16 protein-coding genes and 6 pseudogenes are annotated in these 26,999 nt (G+C 60.2%); 12 read left to right on the forward strand and 10 right to left on the reverse strand.

Annotated elements, in window-relative coordinates:
• Positions 1–24: 24 nt before the first annotated feature.
• The 8 genes and pseudogenes from CCGE531_RS30105 to CCGE531_RS30140 all read right to left on the reverse strand — a co-directional run.
• Positions 25–894 (reverse strand): annotated as a pseudogene (locus tag CCGE531_RS30105) (hypothetical protein); the annotation flags it as partial.
• Positions 891–2,438: a hypothetical protein gene (locus tag CCGE531_RS30110; RefSeq protein WP_120670712.1), complete on the reverse strand. Its 1,548-nt coding sequence runs from the start codon at positions 2,436–2,438 to the stop codon at positions 891–893. The pseudogene CCGE531_RS30105 and the gene CCGE531_RS30110, both read right to left, overlap by 4 nt.
• A 219-nt stretch (positions 2,439–2,657) precedes the next feature.
• A complete protein-coding gene (locus tag CCGE531_RS30115) occupies positions 2,658–3,656 on the reverse strand; it encodes a polyprenyl synthetase family protein (RefSeq protein WP_120670714.1) in 999 nt (332 codons plus the stop codon).
• Between the two features lie 103 nt (positions 3,657–3,759).
• Positions 3,760–5,103, reverse strand: coding sequence for a cytochrome P450 (locus tag CCGE531_RS30120; protein ID WP_120670716.1), 1,344 nt, complete (start codon positions 5,101–5,103; stop codon positions 3,760–3,762).
• On the reverse strand, positions 5,103–5,948 hold the full coding sequence (locus CCGE531_RS30125) for an SDR family oxidoreductase (protein WP_120670718.1): 846 nt from the start codon (positions 5,946–5,948) through the stop codon (positions 5,103–5,105). The genes CCGE531_RS30120 and CCGE531_RS30125 overlap by 1 nt, the downstream gene beginning before the upstream one ends.
• On the reverse strand, positions 5,935–6,243 hold the full coding sequence (locus CCGE531_RS30130) for a ferredoxin (RefSeq protein WP_120671003.1): 309 nt from the start codon (positions 6,241–6,243) through the stop codon (positions 5,935–5,937). Before CCGE531_RS30130 ends, CCGE531_RS30125 begins: the two co-directional genes overlap by 14 nt.
• A 1-nt stretch (position 6,244) precedes the next feature.
• Positions 6,245–7,537 (reverse strand): cytochrome P450, encoded by a 1,293-nt coding sequence (locus CCGE531_RS30135; RefSeq protein WP_120671004.1) that lies wholly within the window; start codon positions 7,535–7,537, stop codon positions 6,245–6,247.
• A gap of 90 nt (positions 7,538–7,627) precedes the next feature.
• Positions 7,628–8,830, reverse strand: a complete 1,203-nt coding sequence (locus CCGE531_RS30140; protein WP_120670720.1) for a cytochrome P450 — start codon at positions 8,828–8,830, stop codon at positions 7,628–7,630.
• Between the two features lie 1,328 nt (positions 8,831–10,158).
• Between CCGE531_RS30140 and CCGE531_RS30155 the strand changes: the two genes are divergently transcribed.
• From CCGE531_RS30155 to CCGE531_RS35005, 8 genes and pseudogenes are all read left to right on the forward strand, one after another.
• A complete protein-coding gene (locus CCGE531_RS30155; protein WP_004120034.1) occupies positions 10,159–10,434 on the forward strand; it encodes a hypothetical protein in 276 nt (91 codons plus the stop codon).
• A 529-nt stretch (positions 10,435–10,963) separates the two neighbouring features.
• Positions 10,964–11,162 (forward strand): annotated as a pseudogene (locus tag CCGE531_RS35000) (aldehyde dehydrogenase family protein); the annotation flags it as partial.
• A gap of 708 nt (positions 11,163–11,870) precedes the next feature.
• Positions 11,871–13,127 carry a nucleotide disphospho-sugar-binding domain-containing protein gene (locus CCGE531_RS30170; RefSeq protein ID WP_004120036.1) on the forward strand — a complete coding sequence of 419 codons (1,257 nt, stop codon included), beginning with the start codon at positions 11,871–11,873 and terminating at the stop codon, positions 13,125–13,127.
• 317 nt (positions 13,128–13,444) lie between these two features.
• Positions 13,445–14,305 carry an alpha/beta hydrolase gene (locus CCGE531_RS30175; RefSeq protein WP_004120039.1) on the forward strand — a complete coding sequence of 287 codons (861 nt, stop codon included), beginning with the start codon at positions 13,445–13,447 and terminating at the stop codon, positions 14,303–14,305.
• A gap of 835 nt (positions 14,306–15,140) precedes the next feature.
• Positions 15,141–17,330 carry a prolyl oligopeptidase family serine peptidase gene (locus tag CCGE531_RS30180; RefSeq protein WP_004120041.1) on the forward strand — a complete coding sequence of 730 codons (2,190 nt, stop codon included), beginning with the start codon at positions 15,141–15,143 and terminating at the stop codon, positions 17,328–17,330.
• Between the two features lie 309 nt (positions 17,331–17,639).
• The gene (locus CCGE531_RS30185; RefSeq protein WP_004120043.1) at positions 17,640–18,044 is read left to right on the forward strand and encodes a DoxX family protein; all 405 of its coding nucleotides are present in this window, start codon (positions 17,640–17,642) and stop codon (positions 18,042–18,044) included.
• Between the two features lie 583 nt (positions 18,045–18,627).
• A complete protein-coding gene (locus CCGE531_RS30190) occupies positions 18,628–19,668 on the forward strand; it encodes an AraC family transcriptional regulator (protein ID WP_065091956.1) in 1,041 nt (346 codons plus the stop codon).
• Positions 19,669–20,243: 575 nt separating this feature from the next.
• Positions 20,244–20,477 (forward strand): annotated as a pseudogene (locus CCGE531_RS35005) (fatty acid hydroxylase); the annotation flags it as partial.
• A gap of 260 nt (positions 20,478–20,737) precedes the next feature.
• On the opposite strand, the gene CCGE531_RS30200 reads toward CCGE531_RS35005, so the two are convergent.
• Positions 20,738–21,775 (reverse strand): IS110 family transposase, encoded by a 1,038-nt coding sequence (locus tag CCGE531_RS30200; protein WP_004119987.1) that lies wholly within the window; start codon positions 21,773–21,775, stop codon positions 20,738–20,740.
• 96 nt (positions 21,776–21,871) lie between these two features.
• Here CCGE531_RS30200 and CCGE531_RS30205 point away from each other — a divergent pair.
• Positions 21,872–22,498 (forward strand): annotated as a pseudogene (locus tag CCGE531_RS30205) (sterol desaturase family protein); the annotation flags it as partial.
• 217 nt (positions 22,499–22,715) lie between these two features.
• Here the strand turns inward: CCGE531_RS30205 and CCGE531_RS35010 are convergent.
• A pseudogene (locus CCGE531_RS35010) lies at positions 22,716–22,929 on the reverse strand (hypothetical protein).
• A 495-nt stretch (positions 22,930–23,424) separates the two neighbouring features.
• Here CCGE531_RS35010 and CCGE531_RS30220 point away from each other — a divergent pair.
• The 3 genes and pseudogenes from CCGE531_RS30220 to istB form a co-directional block, all read left to right on the forward strand.
• Complete coding sequence (locus CCGE531_RS30220) at positions 23,425–24,399, forward strand: LysR family transcriptional regulator (RefSeq protein ID WP_065091953.1); 975 nt, start codon at positions 23,425–23,427, stop codon at positions 24,397–24,399.
• 281 nt (positions 24,400–24,680) lie between these two features.
• On the forward strand, positions 24,681–26,162 hold the full coding sequence (gene istA, locus CCGE531_RS30225) for an IS21 family transposase (protein WP_162944126.1): 1,482 nt from the start codon (positions 24,681–24,683) through the stop codon (positions 26,160–26,162).
• Positions 26,159–26,953: pseudogene (gene istB / locus CCGE531_RS30230) on the forward strand (IS21-like element helper ATPase IstB); the annotation flags it as partial. The gene istA and the pseudogene istB, both read left to right, overlap by 4 nt.
• Positions 26,954–26,999 lie beyond the last annotated feature (46 nt).

Here is a 26,999-nt window from a genome sequence, read left to right on the forward strand (position 1 = left end):
GCGCACTGCGCATTCCCCCGCAGCGTCATTGCGGTAGCGGCTGGTGGAGGTCTGATAGTACTGGGCGCGGAGGGCCGCCATTGCCTCGATTAGCGGTCCCCACGGCGCCGGAAAGCATTCTTCCGCCATCACCTGGTGCAGCATGCGCGTATGGCCGGCCAACTCGTCGTTGAGGAACTCTACCACAGGCATAGCCGGGTAGCGCTGCGACAGCAGGATCGCCGCGTTGTCGGCCTCGCCGCCCGACCTGTCCTTCTCGCGTCCATGCAGATCGTTCTGCAGGCGCCCTATCGCGGAAATGAGCCGTAGGACCTGGCGGAACGCCGGACGCGCGCGCAACGTCGCCATGTCCAGCCCCCAGAGCAATGACATGCAACAGAACACGTTCGCGTAGGCGATCGAATCGACGCCGTTGTGCAGGTATTCGGTGTAGGACCAGCGTTCCGCCCATTGCGCCTGCGCGCGTCCGGCGCGCAGAGCCGCGCAGTAGTACCGGGTATCGTCGAGAAGCTGAGCATAGTCACGACAATCGTAGGCGAGCGCGGCCAGCGAACCCCGCAGCGTAGCGCAGCCCTCGAATCCAGGGAGCGCGCACGGCACACCCTGTCCCAGCGCCCACTCCACCGCGGCGAGCTGCTCTGGCGTGATCAGGCCAAGGTCGTTACAATCGTCGAGCCAGAACAGCAGCGCCAGTTCGCGATAGAACGCCACAATCAGGGTTTCGTCCTGCGGATCGCGGCCCGTGCGAACGCTAATGTCTCGCAGGCTCGGGTCGATGCACTGCAGGATGTACTTGCCGCCCCTGACCGCTTCGACGGCATGCTCGTCGGCGAACCCGGTCAGGGAACGACCCCACTCCAGCACCTGCTGCAGCGCGCCTTCGGTCTGGATCATGGCGCTGCTCCTGCTTCCTCGGCAGCGCGCCGCCCCCAACTGAGCGCCAACCATAATCCGGCGAGTTCGGCCACGCGCACGACCCGGGTCGGGCAATACAGTTCCTTGCCGATCCACAGCGGCGTCTGCGGCAATCTATGCGCCGCATGGCGGGCGAGCATCCATTCCAGCGCACGCGCCACCACCTGAGCGATGCGCGCGCGCCCTATGGGTTCTTCCCTCCCATCCATCACATGTAACGCGAACAGCGCATAGGCGGTTTCCTCGAATGTGGACGCACGACCGGCGCCCCAGCCGCCGTCGTCGCGCTGCGCCTGCAGCAGCGCCGCCAGCGCGTGCTCGTCGCGCCACTGTTGCTTGCCTTGCGCCAGCGCAGCGAGCGCATGTGCGGTGGGATACAGCCATGAAACGTGCCATTTTTCGTTGTCCCATAGTCCGTGCGGGTTGCGATTGGCCTCGACATAGGCGCTGGTGCCGGCGGCGCGCTTTCCCAACAGTCGCAACGCATGCAGGGCATGGATGTTGGTCGACACCGAGGCATTGCGCTCGCCGGGGAAGGTGACGAACAGCCCGCCAGTTTCGAACTGGCGCAACGCGTCGACTGCCGGGTCGCGGCCTGCAAGGCGCAGGACGCACAACACAACGGCGGTGTCGTCCGCGTCGGCGGCGAAGTGCAAGGCCGGCCCTAGACCGCGTACGCCAAGGTGGGTTTCGAGCTGCGCAACGATTTCGCGCACCGCGTCTGCGAGCGCGGGATGCGCGAACAGCCCCGCCAGATGCAGGGTGTACAACGACCAGCATGGCTCAAACACATTGATCGGCCAGACATTAGGAACGACACCTTCGATGCCGCTGCGCGTCGCCCGCGATGCCGCCTGCAGATACGCGTCCGCGCGCCCGACCTGCGGCGTGCTCCCCTGTACCACGGCGTGCGCACGCCATGCGGCGGTGGCCGCCGGGCTGATGCCGATGCTGCCGTACTCATCCGGGCATGCGGTGCTTGGCGACGTCCCCCAGGCTTCCCAGGTGTGCAGCAACGGATGGCCGCTCGGCGACATTGCCATCGCCCCCAGCTTGACCAGGCACTCTTGCCGCAACGGCAACAGCGCCGAGTAGCGCGGAAACGCCACGCCGCCCGGCAAGGATGCGGCCTCGCCGCAAAGCTGCGGCAGGATCAGCTCCGCACCGATCGGCGCATCTTCCGGCACCGCGTGCGCGTAGGGATCGGGCTGGCGCCGGAGGAACCGGGTTGCAGCCTGGACTGCGTCGGCAGCACCGGGAAGAGGATTGGCACGCTGCAATGCCAGCAAAGCCGCCCACGTGGGCGCATGGCGGAACAGCGGGAAGTCCGCGCTTCCCCATCCGCCATCAGGCTGTTGCTGCGCGATGAGCCACGCGTACGCGTCCTGCCAACCGGCGACGTTGCCGCGGAACTGCAGAGCTCGCGCCGTGTCGTAGACGGAGGGACCGACGCTGCCGCCATCGCTCATCTCGCTCAGCAGGTGGCGCAATTCGGAAAGGATCTGTTCGGACAGCGCGTTCACGCGGGATGTTCCTTCTGCAGACGGTTGACGAAAACCAGAATCGGGCAGACGACGCGCACGTCGGCGCGTGCCCGTCGCGGTCCGCCGCATAGACCTGCGCGTAGCGCGCCGCGGCTGTGCTAGGCAACCGCTGCGATCGGCGACGCGGACTCGGAAACCGCACAGCATGCACCGCTGCTGCCACCGATCGCAGCGGCACAGGGGCGGTTCCACGCGGGCTCATGCGCATGGCGCGTGCGTGAACAGATATGCGTTGGCCCGCTGCAGGATCTGCGCCAACCGTTCCGCACGCGGCCCCAGCGGGGCGATGGCATCCTCCGCGTCGCGCAACAGATCCGCGACGAACTGGCGCGCTGCCTTTAGCCCCATGATCGACGCGCAGGTCGGCTTCTGCGCCGCCGCGTCCTTGCCGGGCGTCTTGCCCAGGGTCGCTTTATCCGCTGTCGCGTCGAGAATGTCGTCGACCACCTGCAACGCCAGGCCGAAACAGGCGCTGTAGCGATCGAGCGCACAGTACAGCTCAGCGTTGGCGGCATCCTCCGCGATGGCGCATAGTGCGCCCATGCGAACGGACGCGCGCACTAGCGCTCCGGTCTTCATGCGGTGCATCGCCAAGATCCTGCCCAGCTCAACGTGCTTTCCAACCAGCGACAGATCTATGGCCTGCCCGCCTGCGGCACCCTCGGCGGACACCGCCTGCGCCAGTTCGCGCACGAGCGCGATACGGTTGTCGCCCGGGGCATCAAGGCTCGCCAGGGTCAGGAAGGCGTGCGCCTGCAGTGCATCCCCGACCAGGATCGCAGTTGCTTCGCCGAACTTGACGTGCACGGTCGGAAGGCCGCGGCGAAGCACGTCGTCGTCCATTGCGGGCAGGTCGTCGTGGACCAGGGTACAGGCGTGCATCATCTCGATGGCGGCGCCGACGACGTCGAGCATGTGCGCCGGGGTGTCGGCCAGTTCGCCGGCAGCCAGACAGAGCAAGGCGCGGGTGCGCTTCCCGCCATGCAAGGTAGCGTAGCGCATCGCCGCCATCAGCTCGGTCTCACCGTCGTCCTCGGGGCAGAGAAGACGCGTCAGCGCCTGTTCGACCCGCTTTGCGCCGTCCTGCATCCAGATCTCCGGCAGCAGCCTGCCGGATGCGCCGGGCGCCTGCGCGCCCAATCCGCCGAGCGCGGAAATGCCAGTTTGGTCATCGTGTAGCGTGGAACCGGTCTGCATGTTTTATGTCCTTGTTCCTGACAGGAGAGGGCCACGGCGAGCGGCGAACCGCCTTAGCGTTGCCGGCGTCGCTGCCACGCCACGCGGAGCATGCGACGCCAGCTCATGAGAATCCGATGCGGATTTTCATGGAGGGCTGTGCTGTCGGGTAATAGCGCTGGCCTTTTTCAGCGTCGCTCAGCAACCGCGGCCGCACCCCGGCCTTGTGCATGGTCAGTGCCAAGGCGATGCCGAACTGCACCAGTTCCAGCCATACCAGGTGGTAGCCGATGCAGACGTGTGGGCCGCTGCCGAACTGCAGCATGTCCACCGGCCGGATCGGCCCCGTGCGTTGTAGCCACCGCGTCAGGCGGAACTGATCAGGCGCCTCGTGCAGCAGCGGTGAGGTCGAGAAATGCAGCAGCGGGATGCCCAGACTGGTGCCCGCAGGAATGCGCCGCTGGCCGAGTTGTAATTCCTGCGTCGCGCGACGCGGTAAGAGCGAGGACGCCGGATGCATGCGCAGCGTCTCGCGAAACAGCGCCTCGGCGACCGGGCACTGCGACAGGTCCGCGTGCCGGGTCGGCACCGCGCCCACGCGTTGCGCCTCCTCGACGAGGGAGTCCCACAGCTCAGGCTGCCGCGCCAGCTCGATCACCATCCAGGCCATCGTTGAGGCGGTGGTCTCGTGACCGGCAAGCAGCAGCAAGCGAACGTTGGCGACCAGGACGTCATCGGAGAGCGCGCCTTCGCTGCGATCGAACGCGCTCACCATGTCGTTGATCAACCCGGTGCGCGCGGCATGCGCGCGCGCGCCGCGGATGAACTGGCGCGACTGCGCGTCGATCCAGTCGCGGGCGGCGCGGCCGCGCCGAAAGGGCGTTCCGGGCAGGTCGATCGGTGGCACGAGCATCAACTGCAGCAGTTGCCGGTACTTGCGATGCCACTCCGGCAGGTCTTGGGCGGGGATGCCCATGAGATAAAAGGTGAGCTTCAGCATCAAGTCGCCGGTCTCGGGCAGGATAGTTACTTCACCGCGCTCGCGCCATGCCTGCACCCGGGCCCGGATGACGGGCTCGAATAGCTCGCCAATGCCGGCCTCGGTCAGGCCCCTCGGCAGGAATGCCGACTTGATCCCATCGCGCGCCTGCCGATGCGCGCTACCGTTCAGAGTGACCAACGTTCCGCCAAGGATTTCGGGTGCAATCTCTTCAATCAGTGCCGAGGACACGTCCTTGTGCCGGAGCAACGCGAACGCATCCGGATCCAGGCACGTCATCAGTTGTCCGGCAGGGCCAAAATCCAGCCAGAAATGGCTGCCCAGCGTCCGTTCCGCGCGCCGCAGCAGGCGCGGCAGGTCACAAACGATGGCGGGAAGATGCCCGACCAGGGGGAAAGCGCCGGGCATGACCGGGATGTCGTCCCGCAGCCGGTGCCGACGGTTCAGCGGGTTGAGCAGCATGTCTATTACCTCTCTGGCGCCGCGGCCGCTTCGGCGGTGTCACTGGTCGGCCGCGCGGCACGGCTGTTGCCACCATCGGCGTATGTCGGCACATGCGTCAGCATGCCGCCGTCGATGCACACGACTTGGCCGGTGATGAACGCAGCATCGTCGGAGAGCAGGAAAGCCACCAGCGCGGCCACGTCCTCGGGGCGGCCGACGTGCCGCAGGAGCTGGTGCCGGCGCAGATGCCGTTGCATGCACTCGTCCAACTTGTCGAGGAGACGTTCGGTCATGATAAGACCCGGCGCAACCGCGTTGCAGCGGATCTGCGCGTGACCATATTGGGTGGCGAGCGAGGCCGACAGCATGTTCATCGCGGCCTTCGACGCGGCGTAGGAGGTCAGCGCGGTGTCACCGCTGAGCCCCTGGCACGAGGACATGTTGACGATCGCGCCACCGCCACGGGCGATCATTCGCGGAATGGCCTGGCGGCAGCAGAGCAGCGTGCCGCGCAGATTAGTCGCCATCGTCTCATCCCAAACCGCCAGGTCCAGATCGAGGATCGCGCGGTCGCATAGGGTCAGATGCATGGCGCTCGCGTTGTTCACCAGCAGATCGACCCCACCGAAGTGCCGCTCCGCCGCCTCAAATAGCGCGGCCACCGCCTGAGCATCGGCGATGTCCATGGCCAAGGCCAGCGCGTGGCCAGCTTCGGCCGCGATCTGCGCCGTGCACGCGGTGGCCGCTGAGCCGTCAATGTCGGCCACCACCACCCTGCCGCCCTCGCGCGCAATGGCGAGGGCGCATGACTTCCCGATGCCGGCGCCGGCGCCGGTCACCACGGCCACCTTGCCCTCAAACCGTCCCATCGTGTCCTCCTGGATTGCATTGGTCTTTCGTGGCATGTCGCTCGGCCTCTGCCAGAGAAGGCGTAGGGTCGGCCCGGGCTGGCTCGCCATCCCCAGCGTCGCTTTCGATGACCCAAATGGCGGCAACTGGGCACTGGCTGGCAGCGAGCCGCACGGCGGCGTGCAGCGCTTGGGGGACCGTCACCACGCACACTTCGGCCACGCCGTCCAGTTCGCGCTGGCGAAAGACGCCCGGCAGGGTTAGCACACACTGCCCAGTGGTTCCGCAAAGATCCTGGTCGACCACAACGCGCATCTCAGCGCCCCGCCTGCGCATGCAGCCGCACGGGCAGGGCGCGGAATGTCCTAAGGAACGCGGATGGCTCCAGGGTCGGCTGATCGGCGAGTACGAGCGTAGGGAAGCGCGCCTCGATCCGCGGCAGGCTCTCGGCTAATTGCACCCGGGCCAGTTGCGCCCCGAGGCAGAAGTGGATGCCGTGGCCGAAGCTCAGCATGATCTTCCCGTCAATCGACATGCCAGGACTGGTGCCGTAGAACCGTACGGGGTCGAAGCGGTCGGGATCGGCAAAGGCGTCCGGGTCACGATTGCCGGCGGCGATCAGCACGCGCACGTCCGCGTTCTTCGGGATCACCACGCCGCCCAGTTCGATGTCGCGCTGTGCGATTCGCGGAATGGAGCTGAACATGGCGGGCGCGTTGCAGCGCAAGACTTCTTCGACGAATGCCTCGACCCCCTTGGCATCTCCCTGCAGCCAGTGCCGCTGTTCGGGATACGCCAGCATCGCCAGGACCGCATGGTCAATGGTCGCAGCAGTGGTGGCGAAGCCACCCAGCAGCATGCCCCATAGCATGCTGATCAACTCCACATCCGACAGCATATCGGAATCATCGCCGTGTGCGCCGACCAGCATCGACACGACGTCCTGGCGGGGATCGGTGCGCCTGCGCTGTATGAGGTCGCCGAAGTAGGCCTTAACTTTGGCGCTGGCTGCGTCCGCCTCGGCGAGCTGGGGATCGCTGGCGTGCGGGCTCAGGCCTTCCAGGATGGCGCCGATGTTGGCGGCGAGCCCGAACATGTCCTCCTGGGGTATGCCGAACAGTTCGGCAAAGACCAGCATTGGCAAGGCAAGCGCGAATTCGCGATGCAGGTCCACTGCCTCCCCGCGCTCAAGCGCGTGCGCCATGCCGTCCAGGCGCGCTGCGACGATGCGCACTATGCTCGGCCGCAGGTTGTCGATCTCGCGCATCGTGAAATCGCGGGAGATCAGCCGGCGCAGACGCGTATGCGCCGGTGGATCCTTCATCGCTAAAGTGGACGCCAGCAGATTGAGCGACAGGCTGGTTGCCGCACGCGGGAAATAGCGCGCCAGTTCGCCCGGCGCCGGTCCCCGAAACGCATCGCCCGTGGCCTTGAGTGCCCAGTAGATGTCGGCGTGGCGGCTCAACAGAAAGAGGCCTGACGCTGCCCGGTGCACCGGATCGTGCTCGCGCAACCACCGCATGAACGGATATGGGTCGTGGATGCACGCCGGCGACGCGAGTTCGGCGAAGGCGTCCCGGCATACCGCGGTTGTTTCTTTCACGTCCATCTTGGTTACCTGTTGGTTTGCTGATCTGACCGGCGCGCCAGGCGCGCCGGCCATGCGGAGAAGATTACGATTCCCAGCGGCTTCCACGCATCACCAGAACACCGGAAACTCCTCGAACCCGCCGGTGATGATCTCCTTGCGCAACTTCAGTTCTTCGGGCGCCAAGGCGAGGCGCAGCGCGGGAAAGCGCTGAAAGATCGAACCGAACACCGCCTTGAGTTCCAGCCTCGCTAGCGCAACGCCGATGCAATAGTGCGGCCCGTAGGAGAACGCCAAGTGGGGCTTTCCTTCGCGTCCGATGTCGAAGATTTCCGGGTCCTCGAAATGGCGCGGATCGAACGACGTCGCCGGCAGGCCGACCAGCACCTTGCTCTCCGCGGGAATATGCACGCCCGCTATGGTCACGTCGGTTCTCGGGTAGCGCATGACGCCGTCCCAGCCCGCGCCCGGGGGGTACATGCGCAGGATTTCCTCCACTGCCTTGTCCATAAGGGTTGGATCGCCGACCAGGCGTTCGCGCTGTTGCGGATGACGGAACATCGCCAGCAGGCCGAATTCGATCTGCGCGACGGTGCTCTCGTGCCCCGCCACCAGCATGCCCGCCGCCAGGCCGATCGCCTCTTCCTCGGTCGCTTTGCCTTGGTCGACCGCCGCGAGCAGATCCGTCAGCAGGTTGTCGCCGGGATCCTCGCGCTTGTCCCGCATCTTGCCGCGAATGTAGGCGCGCAGCTCTTCCCAGGCCAGGCGCGACGCGCTGCGCGGGCCGCTTTCATGCTGGTGCGTCATCACCTCGTCGGACAGCCCGGCGAAAAAGGCGTGATCCTCATAGAGCACGCCCATCAGCGCGCTGATGACAATGGCCGGAAGCGGAAAGGAGAGGTGGAGCCGCAGGTCGGCGGGCTGGGGCTGGGCCGCCAGCGTCTCAAACAACTGCGCGGCGATCGCCTCGACCTTCTGCGCGAGCAGCTCCATATTGCGGTCGCTGAAGGCCCGTCCCACGATCGTGCGTAACCGTGCATGCTCGTCCCCCTCGTGCGAGACCAGCCACCCCGGCGAACCGAGAATCACCGAATCCGGGGTAAATGCCGCCGGCGGCATCCCCGCGGGTCGGAATGCAGTGTCGGAGAGCACCGCCTTGGCCTCGTCGTAGCCTGTCACCCACCAGCCTTCGTGCCCGGACGGGAAGCGCACGCGATGGATCGGACCGTTGGCGCTTAGCGTTAGCATCTCGGTTGAGGGCTCGATGTGATTGAGGCGCCACATCGGCAGCGTCGGCAAGGGTTGTTCGGACATGGTGGCAGTTCACTCTCTAAGCGATGGAAAGGGCGGAAGGTGACTGGCAGGCGACGGGCAGCAAACGACGGAAGACGGCATGGAGGCGATGTCCTCCACGGCGATTGTCAGCGCCAGGTCGTGCAGCGGCACGAACGGCGCGGGGAAGGTGCACCATAATTCTAGGCGCGCCGGCGCAGCGCCCAGGCGGAATTCCGACGCTTCGCCGAGCGACAGGTGCGGGTTGTGCAAGATGACGTCGAACCTGTCGGAGTCGGCATAGATTGCCTAGTCGTAGGGATTGGTGAAAGAGGTTCGACCCTACCCGCCAGCGACGTCTCCGCCAACACGACCTCCGGCCCAGTCCCACACCGCCGGTGGCAGTTAAACTAGATCGCATCCAACACGTCCCTGCATTTTCTCGGGGTCCACAACCACGCGCCAAGTCATTCCCACAGCGAACCGTCGGATCAGACGCGAACAGCGACGCGGCGCCGTGTCCGTCCCAAAGACCATCGCACTGCGATTGGTGATGATGCCGCAAACAGAGCAAATCGCGTGCCGAAGTGAATTCGCAGGCTCAGCAGGCACTTCCTAGCGGCGCGTAGTGTCAGGTTACTGACATTGAGTCTCAATGCCGACAACCGGCGGAGCAAGTGCCCGACAAAGGCCTGCTCGTGCGCTGAATGTGAGGAGCTGTCCTTGCGCGATATTTCGAGCATCCGGATTGCCTGCAACAGGCGTGGTTTGCTGGAAACCACTCCGATGTCGGCGGCAACGATCAGGAAAATGAAACCCGCTCTCCGACATCTCGCCGGGTCGGATGGGCATGCGACGCGGAAGCCGCAGGGTCGGGTCGCCGAGCTTGGGAACCTACCTGCCTTGGTAGTTCGCGCACGCGAAATGCGACTGGTATATTCCATATCGTGCATACGCTCCAACTAGCGACATGCTACCCGACTTTGCCCTGTCGAAGTAGGTAGTCGCGGGAAAAGCCGGACGATCTGCAAGCGCGTTCGGTTTTTTCTTTGTTAGGTTCTTCCCTCAAATAATGCGGTGAATGGACTATCAGCGGGCGCGTTGCTATCTGCTACATGCGAACGAAATAGAAAGGGAGACCCGACACACGGGTCAGAGTTCCGGGTATCACCCTTCAAGTTGAAGGAAATTGGATTGTTTGCGCCGTCGCGGAAGGCGATGAATGGAACTCTTCTCGCTTTGCCATGAATCTTACATCCTCTCTAGTTGAGATATTTCTAAAGTATCATCCTTGCCGATTGTCGTTCGAGGCGTGACAGGAGAGAGCGAATCTGCTTCTTCCTAATCAAAGCATTTTGGAAGACGCCAATATGGATGAAGCAGAAAACGACCTGCGTTTGATCGCCGTTATGCGGCGCTACTTCGCTGTTAGGGACGAGCTGGCAGGTTTGAAGTCCGCGCTTGAGGACAAGCGAAAAGCGGCGGGAATCGCGGTCGGCGAATTTTATCACGTGCGCGCCGACAACCAGCATGCAAAGGATGTAAGTCGCACCGTCGCGCTGAGACGGGAGCTGGAGTTTCTGATGAGCCTTGCCGAAGGCTGGTCCCGGGGAGACATCATTCATCTCGCCCCATCAGCCGAATGATCTGGCAAGCGCCGATGCTGCGGCGTGTCCTGTCGGGTTAGGAACGACCCCTCGCCGGGTCGCTCCTCCCTAAGACCGTACGCGCAGTTTCCCCGCATACGGCTCAAGCCTCCACTAGGCCCTGTTTGACCAGAGCCGCCAGTTCCTGTTTATCGGCAGAGTGGGCGGTTCCATCAGGCCGATCCGTAGTTTCCGAGGGCAGACCACGGCTGCGGCGAAGTAGCGGTCCCACATCGGATCAAACGGATTCGCTTCGGCCCGGATTTTGCGGTGGCGACGAATAGGAACGTCGGGTGTATGGAGTAACCGCCGGAACGTGATATTTCCGGCAGTATCCTCGACTGCTGCGCGGAATACCCAGTCTCGCCCTCGCTATCGGCCCAGTGATCGGATGCGGCGCCATGTGAGGACTGCGTCTGGACCCGGAGGCGAGATTGATTGCTGGCGGGAAGCGTTAGCGGCTCAACCCGAAAAATAATGGCCATCCGAGTTCGCGAGCTTTCGGAAAGGCGAGTCAAGGAATCCGCCGGGATGGAAAATGGTCTCTGCGCTTGCTGCGGGAAACGCCATCGTCCTTGCACCTTCGGAACTGCGGCCGTTCTCCATACCTCTACATCCCGACATCGCCAAGTGAGATTTACGGAATCGACCGCCGCCGGCGGCGCGATCATGAAACGATCGCATCCACCCAAATCAAACTGATGACGCTCGAGCTCGGAGGCAAGAGTCTTCCGCGGACTTGAAGGTCGCGGCCCGCTTCGTCGCCCGCTTCGGCAGGCGTTGCGAGCGTCGCGGACGTTGCTCGTCGACATGACTTGGTGCCGCAGCGGATTTACACCTGGCGCCGGCAGTTTGCGAAGAGGGCAGAAGTGCCCGGTGACGATTGGGCCAAGCAGCGAGTTTGAGGAACGCCAGAGACATGCCGGCCGCGAATTGTATTCATTCAAACAATCAATTTTACGCAGCGCCCCGAACGCCTTAAAAATTGCAGGACAGATGGAGTCGAACGAAACCTGAGCGGGTAAGTCATTGAGTTCGCTGCCCGCGAGCTGAAGACGACCGGGGAGTCTTCAAGTCCATCCGCAGATGCGTGCGACGGACGTAAGTTCGCAAGACGATATCACCTTTGTCGAGGTCGGCTAAGCAGCTAGACCTTTCCGGCCGATTGTGCCAACTCCCGACCAGGTTGAGCTGTGTGCAATCGGGGAGTCCTTTCGGGTTTACGGCACCTGCTAGAACGTGTGTGACGGCCGCAAGGGAGCATCATCTTTCTAACCGGAAAGTTCCCGCTGAGGGAAGTTTCCGGGGAGTGTGTTGCATCGCCCCGCCTCCGATTGTGACAGCGGCAGAACTCGACACGACGCACCAATTATCGATCACCTATTGCAGCCTCCGATTACGACGAAATTTGGCTTCAAACACGATTGAGGTGAGGCATGTTGTATAACTTCCTGCTTGCGTCCTGGGGGACGTCGGGTAATCTGGGCCCGTTGCTGACTGCAGCTCGACAACTGCAACGGGTTGGCCATAGCGCCCGCATTATGGCTGATCCAGAGATGCGGCGTGAAGTGGCTGCGGCGGGTTTCGACTTCGTCTCCTGGCGGCGTGCCCCGATGGGGATCGACGCGGATCCTGCCTGCTTTTCAGACATGCAGGACTGGTTCCAAAAGGCGGTGTTCGGCCCGGCGCCAGCCTACGCAGCCGACGTCCAGGATGAGATCGGCCGCATACCGACGGATGCTGTCATTGCCATCGATATGTTGTTTGGTGCCGTGTTGGGCGCCGAAGCCGCTGGCGTGCCGATCGCAATGTTGTCACCCCATGTGAGCCTTCGCCCTTTGCCAGGAATTCCGCCGGCCGCCAGCGGATTGGCGCAGCCGCAGACGCCAGAAGAGCGGATCGCGATCGCGGCGGCGAACGAAAATTGGGCTTGCTTCCTGGACCAATTCCTTTCGCTTCTAAACGAGGCGCGTGCCGGCCTCGGCCTGTCCGGTTTGGCCAGGACGGTGGATTTATTTGAGTGTGCCGATCGGTACTTGCTGGCGATCAGCCGGACCTTCGATTTTGAGGCCGACCTTCTACCGGACAACGTTCGTTATGTTGGGCCACTGCTGGAGCAGCCAAATTGGTCAAGGAGCTGGAAGGCGCCTTGGCCTGTGGACGCCAATCGACCTCGTGTGCTCGTCGCCTGCAGCTCCGGCGCTCAGGGTCAAGACGACTTGGTTCAACGGATCATTTGCGCATTGGGTACGCTGGACGTGCACGCGGTGGCGACCATCGGACCTCATGTTGACGCGGGGAAGCTGGTCGCCCCCGCGAACGTGCATCTGTTGCACGGCGCTCCGCATGACACAGTGATGAAGGAAGTCTGCCTTTTGATAACGCAGGGCGGCCACGGCACCGTCAGCCGGGGGCTGATAAACGGTCTACCGCAACTGGTGCTCCCCAACGGGCGCGACCAGGGGGATAATGCTGCACGAGTTGTGTCGAAGGGAGCTGGTCTTCGACTACCCCCGAGTGCTAGCGAAGCCGAGATCGCCCATGCCGTCAGTGGCCTGTTACAGGAGCCGCGCTATCGCGATGCGGCGCGCCGCTTGGGCGATGGCATCAAAGCTGAAATCGCCGCCTCCGGTCTCATTGACGAATTGGAGGCTATGGTGGCAAATAAATCCATTGTTGGATCGGCGACCTGATGCGGGCGGCTTGATCGTGCATTCGGATTGTTCGATTTTATCGTCGGTGCGCTCAGGCATTTCCTCCATGGGGATTTAGGCACCGATATCTTTCCTTCGATGCTTGCCTACCGGGCAAGTCGATCTTCGTCTCCGGCTTGGTGCCGCTCACAGTTCATCATGTTCAAGTGCTGCCCCATTTGCCACGGGCATTCTCAACTGGATCAGTTTGCAATCGGCAAGCCATTGCTCTCGCGGTCTGAGTGCCGCGGGTCGTTCCCCTCTATGACACAAACACTCTACCCTTTGCTGGCGAGCCCAAAAAAGAGCCGAACCCCATGAATGTAGCCGAATCGAGCCCCGTCCTGATGAACCGCGCCGGGGTGTGCCTTGCGCACTTCGAAGCAATATCGGCTTCGCCCCTAAGTCCGCCGCTCGTCCTGATTCACGGCTGGACCGGCGATCACAGGATATTCACGCCGCAGATCGAATATTTTGCTAAAAGTCGGCACGTCATGGCGGTAAACCTCCGCGGTCACGGAGACAGCGACGCGCCGAAGCAGGAGTACACGATCGAGGATTTTGCTGACGACGTAGCGTGGCAATGCAGCGAGCGGAACCTGGTGAAACCGCTGATCATCGGCCACAGCATGGGTGGATCGGTCGCACTCGAGCTGTGCGGCCGCCATCCTGAGCTGGCCTCTGGTGTGGTGATGATCGATTCTATTGTCACGCCCCGGTGGGCGCTTCGCGACAGCCCCGAAATTGATCAGTTCCTGGATGCAATTTCGAGCTCAAACTATCGGGAGGTTTTGCGAAAAAACGCGTGGTCCATGGCCCTCGACTACGACGACCCTTCCAGGCGCGAGAGCATCCACAACACCTATATCCGCGCCTCGTGCGAGAAGACACCGCAGCATGTGGCGTATTCTGCAATGCGCAATTTCATCCTCAACTATGATGCGTCTCCTGCGGCAACGCGTTGCAAGGTCCCGATGGCCTACATCGCTGCCGATGTGCCGCTGGTGAGCGCTGCATGTGATCTCGACTGGCTAAAGGTTCGCTGCTCCCAACTCGTTTTGGCCAAGACGCTGTTGGCTGGCCATTTCAATACCATCGAGGTGGCTGACCAGGTAAATGCGATGCTCGACCGCTTCTTAGCAGTCGGCCTTAGGCCGCGCCCCACCACCCGGATGTAACGGATGTGCCTAATAGACTGGTTTGCGATGCTATGCCGACCGAGGCCAGCCGAATTCGTGTAGGGTCCGCTGTCGCGACCGACATGAAATCTGGCGGGGAGTGTAAAGGCGTTCTCAAGGCAAGCGGCGCTTGATCGTCGTTAATGTAACCGTGGTGCGGATTGCCCGGCACGACCTGTCATGCCATGAAAGTTTCGCCTCGTTGCTCGCCAAGCGGGCATTAGACCTGATCTGTGTTTCGATGACGCGCTCTATACCGCGGGTCGAACGGCCGGTTACAACAGCCGCACGCGCATCGCCCACAGCCGCACCATCTTCTTGTCATTTGACCGCTAACCATCGCCATCACGGCCGCATTTGCGTATTCGCCTGACCTTTGCGCCTCCTTGCAGGCGTGAATCGTACGCATGTTTCTTGGGAGGCTAGCGAGACGAAAATGGTCGCTCTCCGCTCCGTGACCAAATATGTGGTCGCTCGCCGCCATCACCGGGCAGGGCAATCCATTCGTCACGTGATGGCCGACCAAGCACTCCTGAGAGCCTCGGCGAGGCGCACCTTCCCGCCCGTGCACTCAATACCAGGCCTGGTGACCTATGCGCGCCTTCGCCCTTGTGGGGAAATCAGTACGAGGATCGTCTCAGAGCCATATGGAAGTGACAAACCTGGAGCGGTTGCGACATTGCAGTGCGACTTATCCTACAAGGCCTTCATGCTCCCAAGCCTTTGATTCCAGAGGGTCAGTTCAGATGCGCTTGATTGGCACAGCTCTTGCCGAGACGAGAGGCGGAGCGGTTTGTTTCAACCGCTTGGACGTTGGATTTCGGCGAGGTAAATTATGCGCGGTACATTTCTGAATAGATTGGTGTTGGCTATGGTTTTGGCGATGGCATTCACCATGGCGGCTTCTGCCAAGGCGCCGATGACCACTGTTGCCAAGCCGATCGATTCCAACCCTAACAACGCTCCCAACGACGCCGCCGACCCTCGCGCCTATCTGAATGAGATTGACGGCGAAAAGGCGATGGTCTGGGTGAAGGCGCATAACCAATCAACCGTCAACAAACTGTCGAAAGATCCACGCTATGGCGAATATCAGGCTGACATTCTGAAGATCTTGCAAGCCACCGATCGCATTGTTCGGCCCGGCTTCGCGCATGGCAGCACGATCGACAACTTTTGGCAGGACGGCACGCACGTGCAGGGTCTGTGGCGGCGGACGAGCTGGGAAGCCTACAGGTCTGGAAGCCCTCAATGGCGCGTCATTCTCGATGTCGAGGCGCTGTCCAAACTCGAGGATAAGACCTGGGTGCTCAGAAGCGAGAACTGCCTGCCGCCCGTCGACAATCTCTGCCTGCTCAGCCTGTCTGATGGCGGCAAGGATGCAGATGTGGTGCGCGAATTCGACATCGCCAGGGGCCAGTTCGTTAAGGAAGGCTTCGTCCTGCCTGAGGGCAAGCAGTCGGCGACTTGGGTGGACGAGAACACCATCTACGTGACTCGGGAATGGACGCCGGGCGAAGTGACGGATTCCGGCTACGGCTACGTCACCAAGGTGCTGAAGCGGGGCCAGAGCCTCGATCAGGCGGTCGAGATTTTTCGCGGCGACAAGAAAGACGTCTCGTCTCGCCGCAGCGTGATGCGCGACATTGATGGCAAGTATGTGATGGACATCTCCTATCGCGACCTCGACTCGTTCAACACAGAACTAGCCTTCTACCCGAACGGTCACACCGATAACCGCAAGGTCGTTCTGCCATTCCCGACCACAGCTGCTTTAAGTGGCTACTACAAGGGCCAGGCAATCTACAATTTGAAGTCGGACTGGGCCTCGGCCAATGGCACCGTCTTCCACAATGGCGCGCTAATCGCTTTCGATCTCCGCGCGGCGCTCGCCGATCCGGCGCACGTTGAACCACTTGTGCTGTTCATGCCGAACGACCACCAGTCTGTCCAAGGGATTACCCAGACGAAAAATCATCTTGTGCTGTCGATCCAGTCGAATGTCAGCAGCGAGGTACGCAGCTTTGATTTCGGCAAGAATGGCTGGTCGTCCTTTAAATTGGCCCTGCCGGAAAATTCGACTTTGTCCGTGACGTCGAGCGACAATGAGAGCGATCACCTGTTCATCTTCTCGGAAGGTTTCCTCGAACCCTCCACCCTTTTTTACGCGGATGCTGCAAGCGGCAATGTCGAGAAGCTCAAGTCGAGCCCGGAACGCTTCGATGCTGAAGACCTGCAAGTACAGCAGTTCTGGGCGACCTCGGAGGATGGAACGAAAGTTCCCTACTTCCTCGTGGCGCGCAAAGATATTAAGCTCGACGGCACGAACCCCACCATCCTCTATGCTTATGGCGGTTTTGAAATTTCAATGCGTCCCACCTATTTGGCAACACTTGGCAAGTTGTGGTTGGAAAAGGGGGGTGCCTACGCGCTGGCCAATATACGAGGGGGTGGCGAATTCGGACCAAAATGGCACGAGGCCGGTTTGAAAACCCATCGTCAGCGTGTCTATGACGACTTCCAGGCCGTGGCGCAGGACCTGATCGCGAAGAAGGTTACCTCGGCACCGCATCTCGGGATCATGGGTGGTTCGAACGGCGGCCTGCTGATGGGCGTGCAACTGACCGAGCGCCCTGATCTATGGAACGCGGCCGTGATCCAGGTGCCGCTTCTCGACATGGTCAACTTCACCCACATGTCGGCAGGAGCCTCGTGGCAGGGCGAATATGGCAATCCGGACGATCCTGTCGAAGGCGCCTTTCTGCGCTCGATCTCGCCATATCATAACGTAAGGGCGGGTGTGGGTTATCCGGAGCCTTTCTTCGAAACCTCGACCAAAGATGACCGCGTCGGTCCGGCGCACGCGCGCAAAATGGCCGCCCTGTTCGAAGATATGAGTCTGCCCTTCTACTATTACGAAAACATCGAGGGCGGCCACGCCGCTGCCGCCAACCTGCAGGAACGCGCGCGCCTCTACGCGCTCGAATACACCTACATGTCTCAAAAACTCATGGACAATAAGTGAGCATGGATCCTCGCGATTGGAACGGATTTGCAATCCGGTTCGAGTAAAGGATCGGACCGTTGCCGCGTGCGTTTCTTTGGCGGCGGACACGCACGACAAAATCGGGTTGTATCAAGCCCCAATGCTTCTTCCGCGCTCAGAAGACCTATCTGGTCTTACGCAAGATCGCCTTACGTCCCTCGATAATTTCTTGGCACCGTATTTGCGCGAACTGATCAACCCAGGTTCGTTCCTATCGATCCGGCGTCCTGATCCGAATGCCGATCGACCGGAATTAGGACGAGACAACTGGAAAAACTGGAGACTGCTTTGGAGGATGCTTCAAAACACGCGCAGACGGCACTCGCCGTGCTCCGAATCGTTACCGCCCTGCTGCTCATTGAACATGGCGCCATGAAGCTAGCCGGATTCCCCGCGTTCGGCGTTGGCGGAGCAGGGGACGAAGCCAATTTATCCACTCTGATGCTGATTTTTAGCCTTCGGGAGGTGTTCGGCGGCCTGGCTGTGCTGACTGGCCTCCTGACCAGACCGGTTGCATTCCTTTTATCCGGGCAGATGGGCCTCGGCTATTGGACTACCAATTTCTCAGGCAAGAGCGCCTTTCCCGTGCCGAACGGCGGCGATGGTACGCTCCTGTTTTGCTTCATCTTTCTTTATCTGGCCTCTACAGGGCCCGGGGCTTGGAGCTTTGACGCAAAGATGAAGCGAATATGAGAGGGGCTTCGTGACTGCAGCGGGAAGAATCGTACGTCCGGAACCACCATCGTTGAATTCCCCGCTTTGGATCGTATCGGGAAGTCACCGTATGACATCTGGTCAGCAAACATGCTGAAGAGTAAGTGACGACTGACCTAGAGAAGCTCTCCTTCTTTATTCAGAATATACCACGAACTTATTGGGGATCGCGAGCGTCAACCTTTGCGGTTGACAATGCCGATTGCCTGTCGACATAGGTATACAACAACATTAGGTCGACAAGAAGCGGCGTCGAGGTGGAACCCGCCACGGGCGAATGCTAGTAGACGAAACCAAAAACAACCGCTCTCCGAGCGCCGTAATCGGCCAACCCTTCAGTCCACGCCTAAGAGGCGAAGGCGACTGAAGATCCTGAGGCAGATGTCATGCCTGCCAACACTCGGATAAGAGTGGAGAGGAAATAAACCGCCTCGTCACTGGAGGTTTCGGGCGCCGGGCAAGCTATGTTCAATTAAAAAATGGTTGTCGCAAGCTCTATGAAACTCGAGAGACGATCTTGTATGAACCGACAAGATCGATGTCGCTGGCACCTGGAGAACACATGATGGAAAATAGCGCCGATGATGCCGTTTTTCGATATTGCGGCTCAACGTTCGATAGCATGATCGAAACTCTCAGCGAGGTTTTCGGGACATTCGACGCTGAACTCGTAAGTCGCTCCCAAGAGTTCCATTGGGGGATCGATCTTTCGACTTGTGAAGGCGCCGTGTTGATTACCGGTTCCCATCAGGATGGGTTTCAGTTCCGCACGGAATGGTGCTCGGGTGCAACGGAGCATCTATCGATCGTGGTGCCGCGCAGCGGTGGCATGGGGGTTACGTACGGTCGGCGCACCGCCGAGGCAGCACAAGGGAAATTGCTGCTTTACCGGAATTTCGAGCCTGACGGCATCGTGATGCACGGGCAAGCCAATCTAATAGATGAGTTGGTGCTTGATTGGGCCTTATTCCAACGGACAATTTGCGAGACTTTTGACGTGCCTTTCAATGGCTCCCTTGACCTCCTGCCTGAGCTGGATCTGTCAACGCCAGTTGGCCGCACGATCGGCAATCTCGCCGAAACAATCATCGACGGAATGCGCGCTAATGGTCCGCTTTTGCAGTCTCCTATAGCCATGGCACATATTTCGCAGGCGCTCGCCGATGTGGTGATAAGGATGGTGCCTCATCGGCTATTGCATCTGCTGGATAAGAAACCCAGCATGATCGCTCCCAGACATGTTCGACGCGGGATCGAGTTCATGCGGGCCAATATCGACCAGCCGATTACAATGCCGATGGTGGCAGACGCAGCGGAGGTTTCCACCCGAGCGCTCGAAGCTGGTTTTCGTGCTTTTAAGGACATGACACCCGCAGCCTATCTACAAATGCTTCGGTTGCGGGCAGCACGGGAAGACCTGCTAGATCCAGAGAACCGCATGCTTTTGAAAGACATCTGCCTGAAATGGGGGTTCTTTCAGTTCGGGAGGTTTTCCGCAGTTTATAGGGCGCACTATGGAGAAAATCCGTCTGAAACAAGGAGAGGCGCTTGCGGGTTGCATTCTTTTAGCGCCCCGGGACGAAAAAAGATTGGCTGGAAATGACGGACCGATTGTTTTCAAGGCGAAACGATCATGTTGGATTTCAACCGCTACCTTGTCTTCGTCATTCTTGCCATCGGTTCCACAGCGTTGGAACTCCCGTCAGTACGCGATAAAAAAATTAAGCCGCAGACCCGCGAATTGCGGACACACTGTATCGGCACAAAACGAACGTCCGGTGTCCGAACGTTGTTTCGATAAACGCTCGGTTGGGTCTGCACCCAGCGGTCAAATAACCAGGCCGCCGACAGAAAGTGAGTGAGACCTGCCAGGTTGAAGAGCACCAGTGCCCTACGAGGACTGGAATACCGCCGCTTTCAAAAAGACGTGGTCTCCTGTGGCGCAGTTTCTGCCCGCCAACCGCTTGTGCCGGCCGATATCCCCTTACTGTAAGGCGACGGCCAGGGTGGCAGCAGTCAAGAAGCATGACTCCGGCGGCTTGCCGATTACTGCGGCGGCTCGTGGATTGGCGATAGCCATTTGCGAAACGAATTGGTCTTATCCAAACAATCGATTTTCAATCGCCGCCGACATCGCATACGGCAATTACGTCGTTCCAATTCGTCGGAGCAATTCTAATGTACGTTCTCGATTTAGAGGAGATGGCCCAGTTCTTCGTGAAATCGTTCACGCTGGTTGCGATATTTGCTACGACATGCGTCGTACTCGAGGTGATCTTTCCGGCTTATCGATATAGCTTTGCCTCGTACGTTCGCGGCGCGCGGAATTGGGTTATTCGCATTGGATGCGGTGCTGTAATCTGGCACTTGTATGCTCTGGGTTTGCAATTGTTAGGGATTAAACCGCTCCTTCTGTAACGGGCTGTCCCGAGTCAATCCCTTTTGAGCTTAATCCCTCGCCGAGTGCTTGCTTCTGTCCGCAGTCGACGCCGGGGTCGCTGCTTTATGGGGTCTGCTGAGGACCGGCTGGCCAATCTAAGGACGCGCAGTCACCTCAGTGCTGCTTGCGGTTCATCGGCCTATCCGCTCCATCGTCCCGGCGAAGGGACCTTGCTCCGGTGGGCTGATGGTGGTGCCCGCCCGAAACCTTGTCTTGTTGTCTCGCTTCCTGCTCAGGCGGTCATGGCTGACGCCGCCTTGTGGGGAATGAAGTTGGTTTTATCCCTGAGCATGTGGTGCAACACCACCGCCAGCTTACGGGCCAGCGCAACACGCGCCTTTCTGGGTCCCGCACGTCTTGCAACCGCCAGCGCCCAGCTTTTGAGATCCGAACCCTTCACGGGGCGCGTCAGGATGACATTGGCCGCCTCGTAGAGCGCGGTTCGTACGCCCGCATCACCGATCTTCGAGATGCGGCCGCTATAATCGGTTTCGCCCGATTGATACTTCTTGGGCGTCAATCCGAAATGCGGCCCCACCGCTCGTGATGATCGGAAGCGCTCAGGCGCGTCAACAGCCGACACGAATGTCAGCGCCACCAGCACGCCAACGCCGGGCGTCGTCATCAGCCGACGTGCATTATCGTCCTGACGGGCCATGACACGCAGCTTTCGTTCAAAACCTGCAAATTCGTCCATAAGCGCGTCGCGCACCTTCAACAGTGAAACGGTGATCGCCTCCAAGGTCGGATGACCTTCAATCAGCTCGCGGATCCGTGCCGCATAGGTGCGCCGCGTGGTCGGCCCTACCTTGAGGCCGAAACCGCGCAGAATGCCCCGGAGGCTCATCTCGATGTCGTGAAGTTTTCCCTGGATGAGCTTGCGTGCGGTCAGCAGCGCTCGCACCTCCTGGGCCGGAAGAGATTTGCAGTGGACCGGCCTGAACCAGCCAAGCCGCATTAACTGCGCAATACCCCGTGCGTCCTTCTTGTCGGTCTTCACGGGCATCGTCTTGAAGGCCGCCCGCACGTGGCGCGTCTCGATCAGTTCGACCGCCAGATCCGCCTTCGCCATTTCCGCGTAAAGCCATTGCGACAAGGGGCCAGCCTCAAGACCAATTCGTTCCATCGCCGCGCCCTGCTCGCCAAACCAGGCGATCAGCGCATCGGGTTCACTGTGGACCTTTGCCTCGCGCACGATGCGGCCATCCGCATCCACCACGCACACACTCGAGTATTCCAACGAGACATCGATTCCGGCATACTGCTTCATGGTCGTCTCTCCGTGATGCTATGGAGCAGGCCACTCCTGACTCCGCGACACCATCATTGTGAGGGACGACCACCAAGCCTTCAAACTCGCCTGGCTGGGATCCGCCCGTTACACCATCTAACGGTCAATTTTGGTGCCTTGCTTCACTCTAGCAATCCGCTCATCAACACGGGGCTCGCCGTCCTTTCAGGTGTGCTCGTCGCGATAGCCGGTGACTTCTTCTATTATTGGATGCATCGCGCCCAACACGCCGTTCCGTTCCTTTGGCGCCTGCATGCCACTCATCACTCAATTCGTGAACTGACGGCCTGGAATTGCAATCATCATTTTACCGAGCCATTTGTATACGCATTGTTTGTCACGCTACCACTTACGCTGGTTAACTTCGAATCAGGCGTCGTGCCCGTCGTTGCCATGACCCTAATTACCTTTCAGGCCCACCTTTCTCACTCTAGCACACGAGTCAACCTTGGGCCGCTCCGATACATTATCGGCGACAACAAATTCCACCGCATTCACCACTCGATGGAACCGCATCATCGGCATCGAAACTATGGGTTCTTTACGACGGTATGGGACACGATTTTCCGCACGGCATATTGGCCGAAAAAGGACGAGTGGCCGCAAGTTGGTCTCCGAGATCAGTCCGAACCACTCACCGTACGTGACTATTTTATGTTTCCGTTTGATAAGCGACGTTGGATCAGAACCAAGGTCGGAAATGGTATGCGGGGAGTTGAGGCTGGCGGATTGAACGCGGCGGAAAGAGATGGACCTGTTCGTTCGGATATCAGTTCCGCAGCTTGAAGTTCAAAGAGTTGGGTCTGATCTAAACTTGGTGGCGGCCTTGATCAGGAGGCTGCTTAGCGAGAAGATCTGCAAGGCTGCGGCCCACCGTTTGGTGATGATCCTATCCGGCAAGTTGAGCACGAGGGTCGGCTCAGATCCGTTTCATCTTAGCATCAAAGCTCCCCGGCCCGGCCAAGACCAGATACAGGACGACGAAGCAAAACAGGATTAAGCCATCGCCGCCGCCTGCGGGCAGCATTGGCGAAAACCAACTGTCCTGCCGGTGCCTCGCCGCCTGAGGGGAAGCCAAATAGTTTCACAGTGCCATGTTCAGTGAATAGCCGCGCGGCAACAATCCAGAGCACGGCAAGTGCCGTCTGCGTGTTTTGAAACGTTCCTTCAAATTAGTATTGAGCCTCTTCGCCGCATCATAAACTCCCGCTCAATCGGGATCCGGATCAGAAGGCGCTCGACCGCTGGGATGAACCGAATTGATCTCTGGCAAATATCACGCCAATAGAAATTCGCAGAGGACGTGAAACCATTGTTACGCATGGAAAGGTCTTTCCGGGCGCCGAAGGGGATTGCCCTCCGAACAGATCGACTACCGATATAGCGATGACAAAAGGCCTGCCGTTCACTCGCTGAAGTTCACCAGGATGCTGTGCGGATCGCTCTTTCTTTCCCACCAAATGGGCCCGCTGTCGGACTGCGCGATATTCAATTTTCCGCCCACTATGCGATTTGCGAAGAAAGTTTTCACAGAGCGTCTTTGCGCTGTGAAAACGTCAATTTGTATTACTAATGAGGAGTACTGATAGGTTTGTAGGGCGTACATACACGCTGTGGATAGATAAGTTATGCGGTTCAATGGTCTTGACCTAAATCTCCTAGTCGCGCTCGACGCCCTGATGAGCGAACGCAATCTGACGGCGGCGGCGCGCAGCATCAACCTGAGCCAGCCAGCCATGAGCGCGGCGGTCGCACGGTTGCGCACCTATTTCCAAGATGAGCTGTTTACGATGGCCGGCCGCGAATTTATCCCCACCCGGCGGGCTGAAGGTATCGCGCCGGCGGTGCGCGAGGCTCTGCTGCAGATTCAGCTCTCCATTATTTCGAGGGAGCCGTTTGACCCGGCTAGGTCGGATCGCCGCTTCAAAATTGTGCTTTCCGATTACGTTACACTCGTGTTTTTCGAAAGGATTGCGGAGCGTGTCGCGCGAGAAGCTCCCGGCATCAGCTTCGAATTTCTTCCCCCCGGCGATGATAATGAAGACCTTCTTCGGCGCGGCGACGTTGATTTTTTCATTCTGCCGGAAATATTCTTATCAAACGCCCATCCCCAAGCGAGACTGTTCGATGATGTCCACGTGTGCGTAGGCTGCACCTCGAACAAGCAACTGGAAGAGCCGTTTACGTTCGAGAGATACATGTCGATGGGGCACGTTGTGGCCAAATTCTATACGCGGAGGCCGGGACTCGAGGATTCGTGCCTCCTCGAGCACGGTCGCGAGAGACGGATCGACGTCGTCGTACATGGCTTCAGTATGATTCCGTCCATGGTTTCGGGCAATGAGCGCATAGGAACCATGCCCTTACGGCTGGCGCAGCACTTCGCAAGAACAATGCCGCTGCGCATCGTCGAGCTTCCGCTGCCACGACACCTTCCGTTCACCGAAGCCGTTCAATGGCATGAACTTCACAATAGTGATCCGGGAAGCGTCTGGATGCGCGAAATGCTGTTTGAGGAGGCGTCCCGCATGGTTTCGCCGATTGCCACGACCGCGCCGCTCAGCAACTCAAACCAGCACGAATGTTGTCCTGCGCACATGTGATCCGAAAACTTCATCGGGCCATGACTATTATATGGCTGCCATAGCGCCGTTTCGGGCGCCGCGTGCCGCGCGACGATCAAGGTGGAATTCCAGCGTCAATCAAGATGGGACTGTGCGGGTGGTGGGCGTAACGGAGTGAGGGCGTAGCCCGATCGAAGTTATGCCCACCACCCGCGGCGCCAAATTCAGGCCTGCCTTGCGCCTGTGATCGCGGTCAATCTGGCGATTTTCCATAACTGGAGAATCACTTTGTGCCAGGTCGCCATATAAACGATCATCAGATGAGGCTTTTCATGAAGTTACGTCAAAATCATTCGGTCACGGTTGCTGCCGCCAAGGCTTCGATCGGTCGGACAACAGCTTTTCGCATCGAGAAGGATTCACGTCTCCCGTCTCAAAAGACAAAACCACGAGAGCGCCGGCGACCAGATCCACTTGCCCATATCTTTGATGCCGAGATCGTCCCGCTGCTTCAGGCTGCTCCCGGGATACGGGCGGTGGCAATTTTCGAGGAGATGCTACGCCGCCATCCGGAGCTCGGAGATGGCATTCGTCGGACAATGGAACGGCGCATTCGCTCCTGGCGTGCTGTGCATGGCGCAGAGCAGGAGGTCATCTTCCGGCAGGTTCACGAGCCCGGCCGGTTGGGCCTTTCGGATTTTACCAACATGGATAGTCTGGAGGTCACGATCGCCGGGCAGTTGCTCGATCATCTGCTGTATCACTTCCGCCTTGCCTATTCCGGCTTCGAACATGGCCATGTCATCCTCGGCGGCGAGAGCTACGTCGCCCTGGCGGAAGGGCTGCAGAACGCCCTGTGGTTCCTTGGTGGCGCGCCGCACGACCATCGTAGCGACAGCCTGTCGGCCGCATTCCGCAACCTGACCACCGATGAGCGGGAGGACCTGACGCGTCGATATGAGGAGCTTTGCGCCCACTACCACATGAAGCCGACGCGCAACAATAAAGGCATCGCCCACGAGAACGGCTCGATCGAGAGCGTGCACGGGCATATAAAGGCAGCAATCCGCGACGCGCTGCTTATGCGCGGCAGCAACGACTTCGACGATCTTGCCGCTTACCGTGCCTTTGTCGATGAGATCGTCAGCCGCCGCAATGCCCACAACCTCAAGCGCATCGAAGCCGAAAGGCCTCATCTGCAGGAACTGCCACAGCGCAGGACGACAGACTTCGAGGAGGTCGTCGTCAGGGTCATGCGCACCGGCGGCTTCACCCTGCGCAAGGTCTTCTACAGCGTGCCTTCACGCCTGATCGGTCACCAGCTACGGGTGCGCCTCTTCGATGACCGGCTCGATGTGTTCGTCGGCGGCACCTATCTCATGACACTCTCCAGGGGGCGGGCACATCCAGACGGCCGCCACAGCCAGGTCGTCAATTACCGGCACGTCATTCATTCCCTCCGTCAGAAGCCGATGGCGTTGTTGCGGCTCGTCTATCGAGACCAGCTCTTCCCGAGGCTGGAATATCGCCAAACCTTCGAGGCTTTGCTGGAACGATTGACCGACAAGCAAGCCTGCAAGACCATGGTCGAGATCCTGGCGCTGGCCCATGAGCGGACCTGCGAACGTGAACTCGCCGAACGGCTGGCCAGAACCCTCGATGCCGGAGAGCTTCCCGATATGGCCGAATTGCGCAAGCACTTCGCACCAGATCCTGCCACCTTGCCCGTCGTTTCCGTGCATCTCGCACCGTTGAGTGGATACGAGACGCTGGTCGCTGGCCATGCAGGAGAACGCGCATGACCAATCCCAACGATATCGATGCCGGCCGCCTGAGCATTTTGCTGAACGAGCTTCGCCTGCCAGCAATCAAGATGCTCTGGGCAGACTTCGCCGAACAGGCCGACAGAGAGGGCTGGCCTGCTGCCCGTTTCCTGTCGGTCATAACGGAGCATGAACTTGCCGAACGCGACAGGCGCAGGATCGAGCGCCATTTGTCAGAGGCCAGATTACCGCCTGGCAAGACCCTCGACAGCTTTGCCTTCGACGCCGTGCCGATGATCTCCAAGGCACAGATCATGGCGATGACGGCGGGCGATAGCTGGTTGGCGAAGGGGGCCAATGTCCTCATGTTCGGGCCGCCGGGCGGCGGCAAGAGCCATCTTGCGGCAGCCATCGGCCTGGCGCTAGTCGAGAACGGCTGGCGCGTGCTGTTCACCAGGACGACAGACCTCGTTCAAAAGCTGCAGGTCGCACGACGCGAGTTGGAACTGGAATCCGCCATCAACAAGCTCGATAAGTTCGATCTGCTTATCCTCGACGATCTCGCCTATGTGGCAAAGGACCAGGCAGAGACCAGCGTTCTCTTCGAGCTCATCTCGGCACGCTACGAGCGGCGATCCATCCTGCTGACCGCAAATCAGCCTTTTGGCGAATGGAATCGAGTTTTCCCGGATCCCGCCATGACGCTCGCCGCGGTGGACCGCCTCGTTCATCACGCCACGATCTTCGAGATGAACGTCGAGAGCTATCGTCGCCGCTCCGCCATGGAAGCAAAACGACAGCGCGCGCGGCCTCCGGTCTACGCGACAATCAACGAGGCGGCCCAGATTGACGCTCCGCGACAATTAGAAGAGCAAA

Origin of the sequence: Rhizobium sp. CCGE531 (assembly GCF_003627795.1) — a bacterium.
Classification (GTDB): domain Bacteria; phylum Pseudomonadota; class Alphaproteobacteria; order Rhizobiales; family Rhizobiaceae; genus Rhizobium.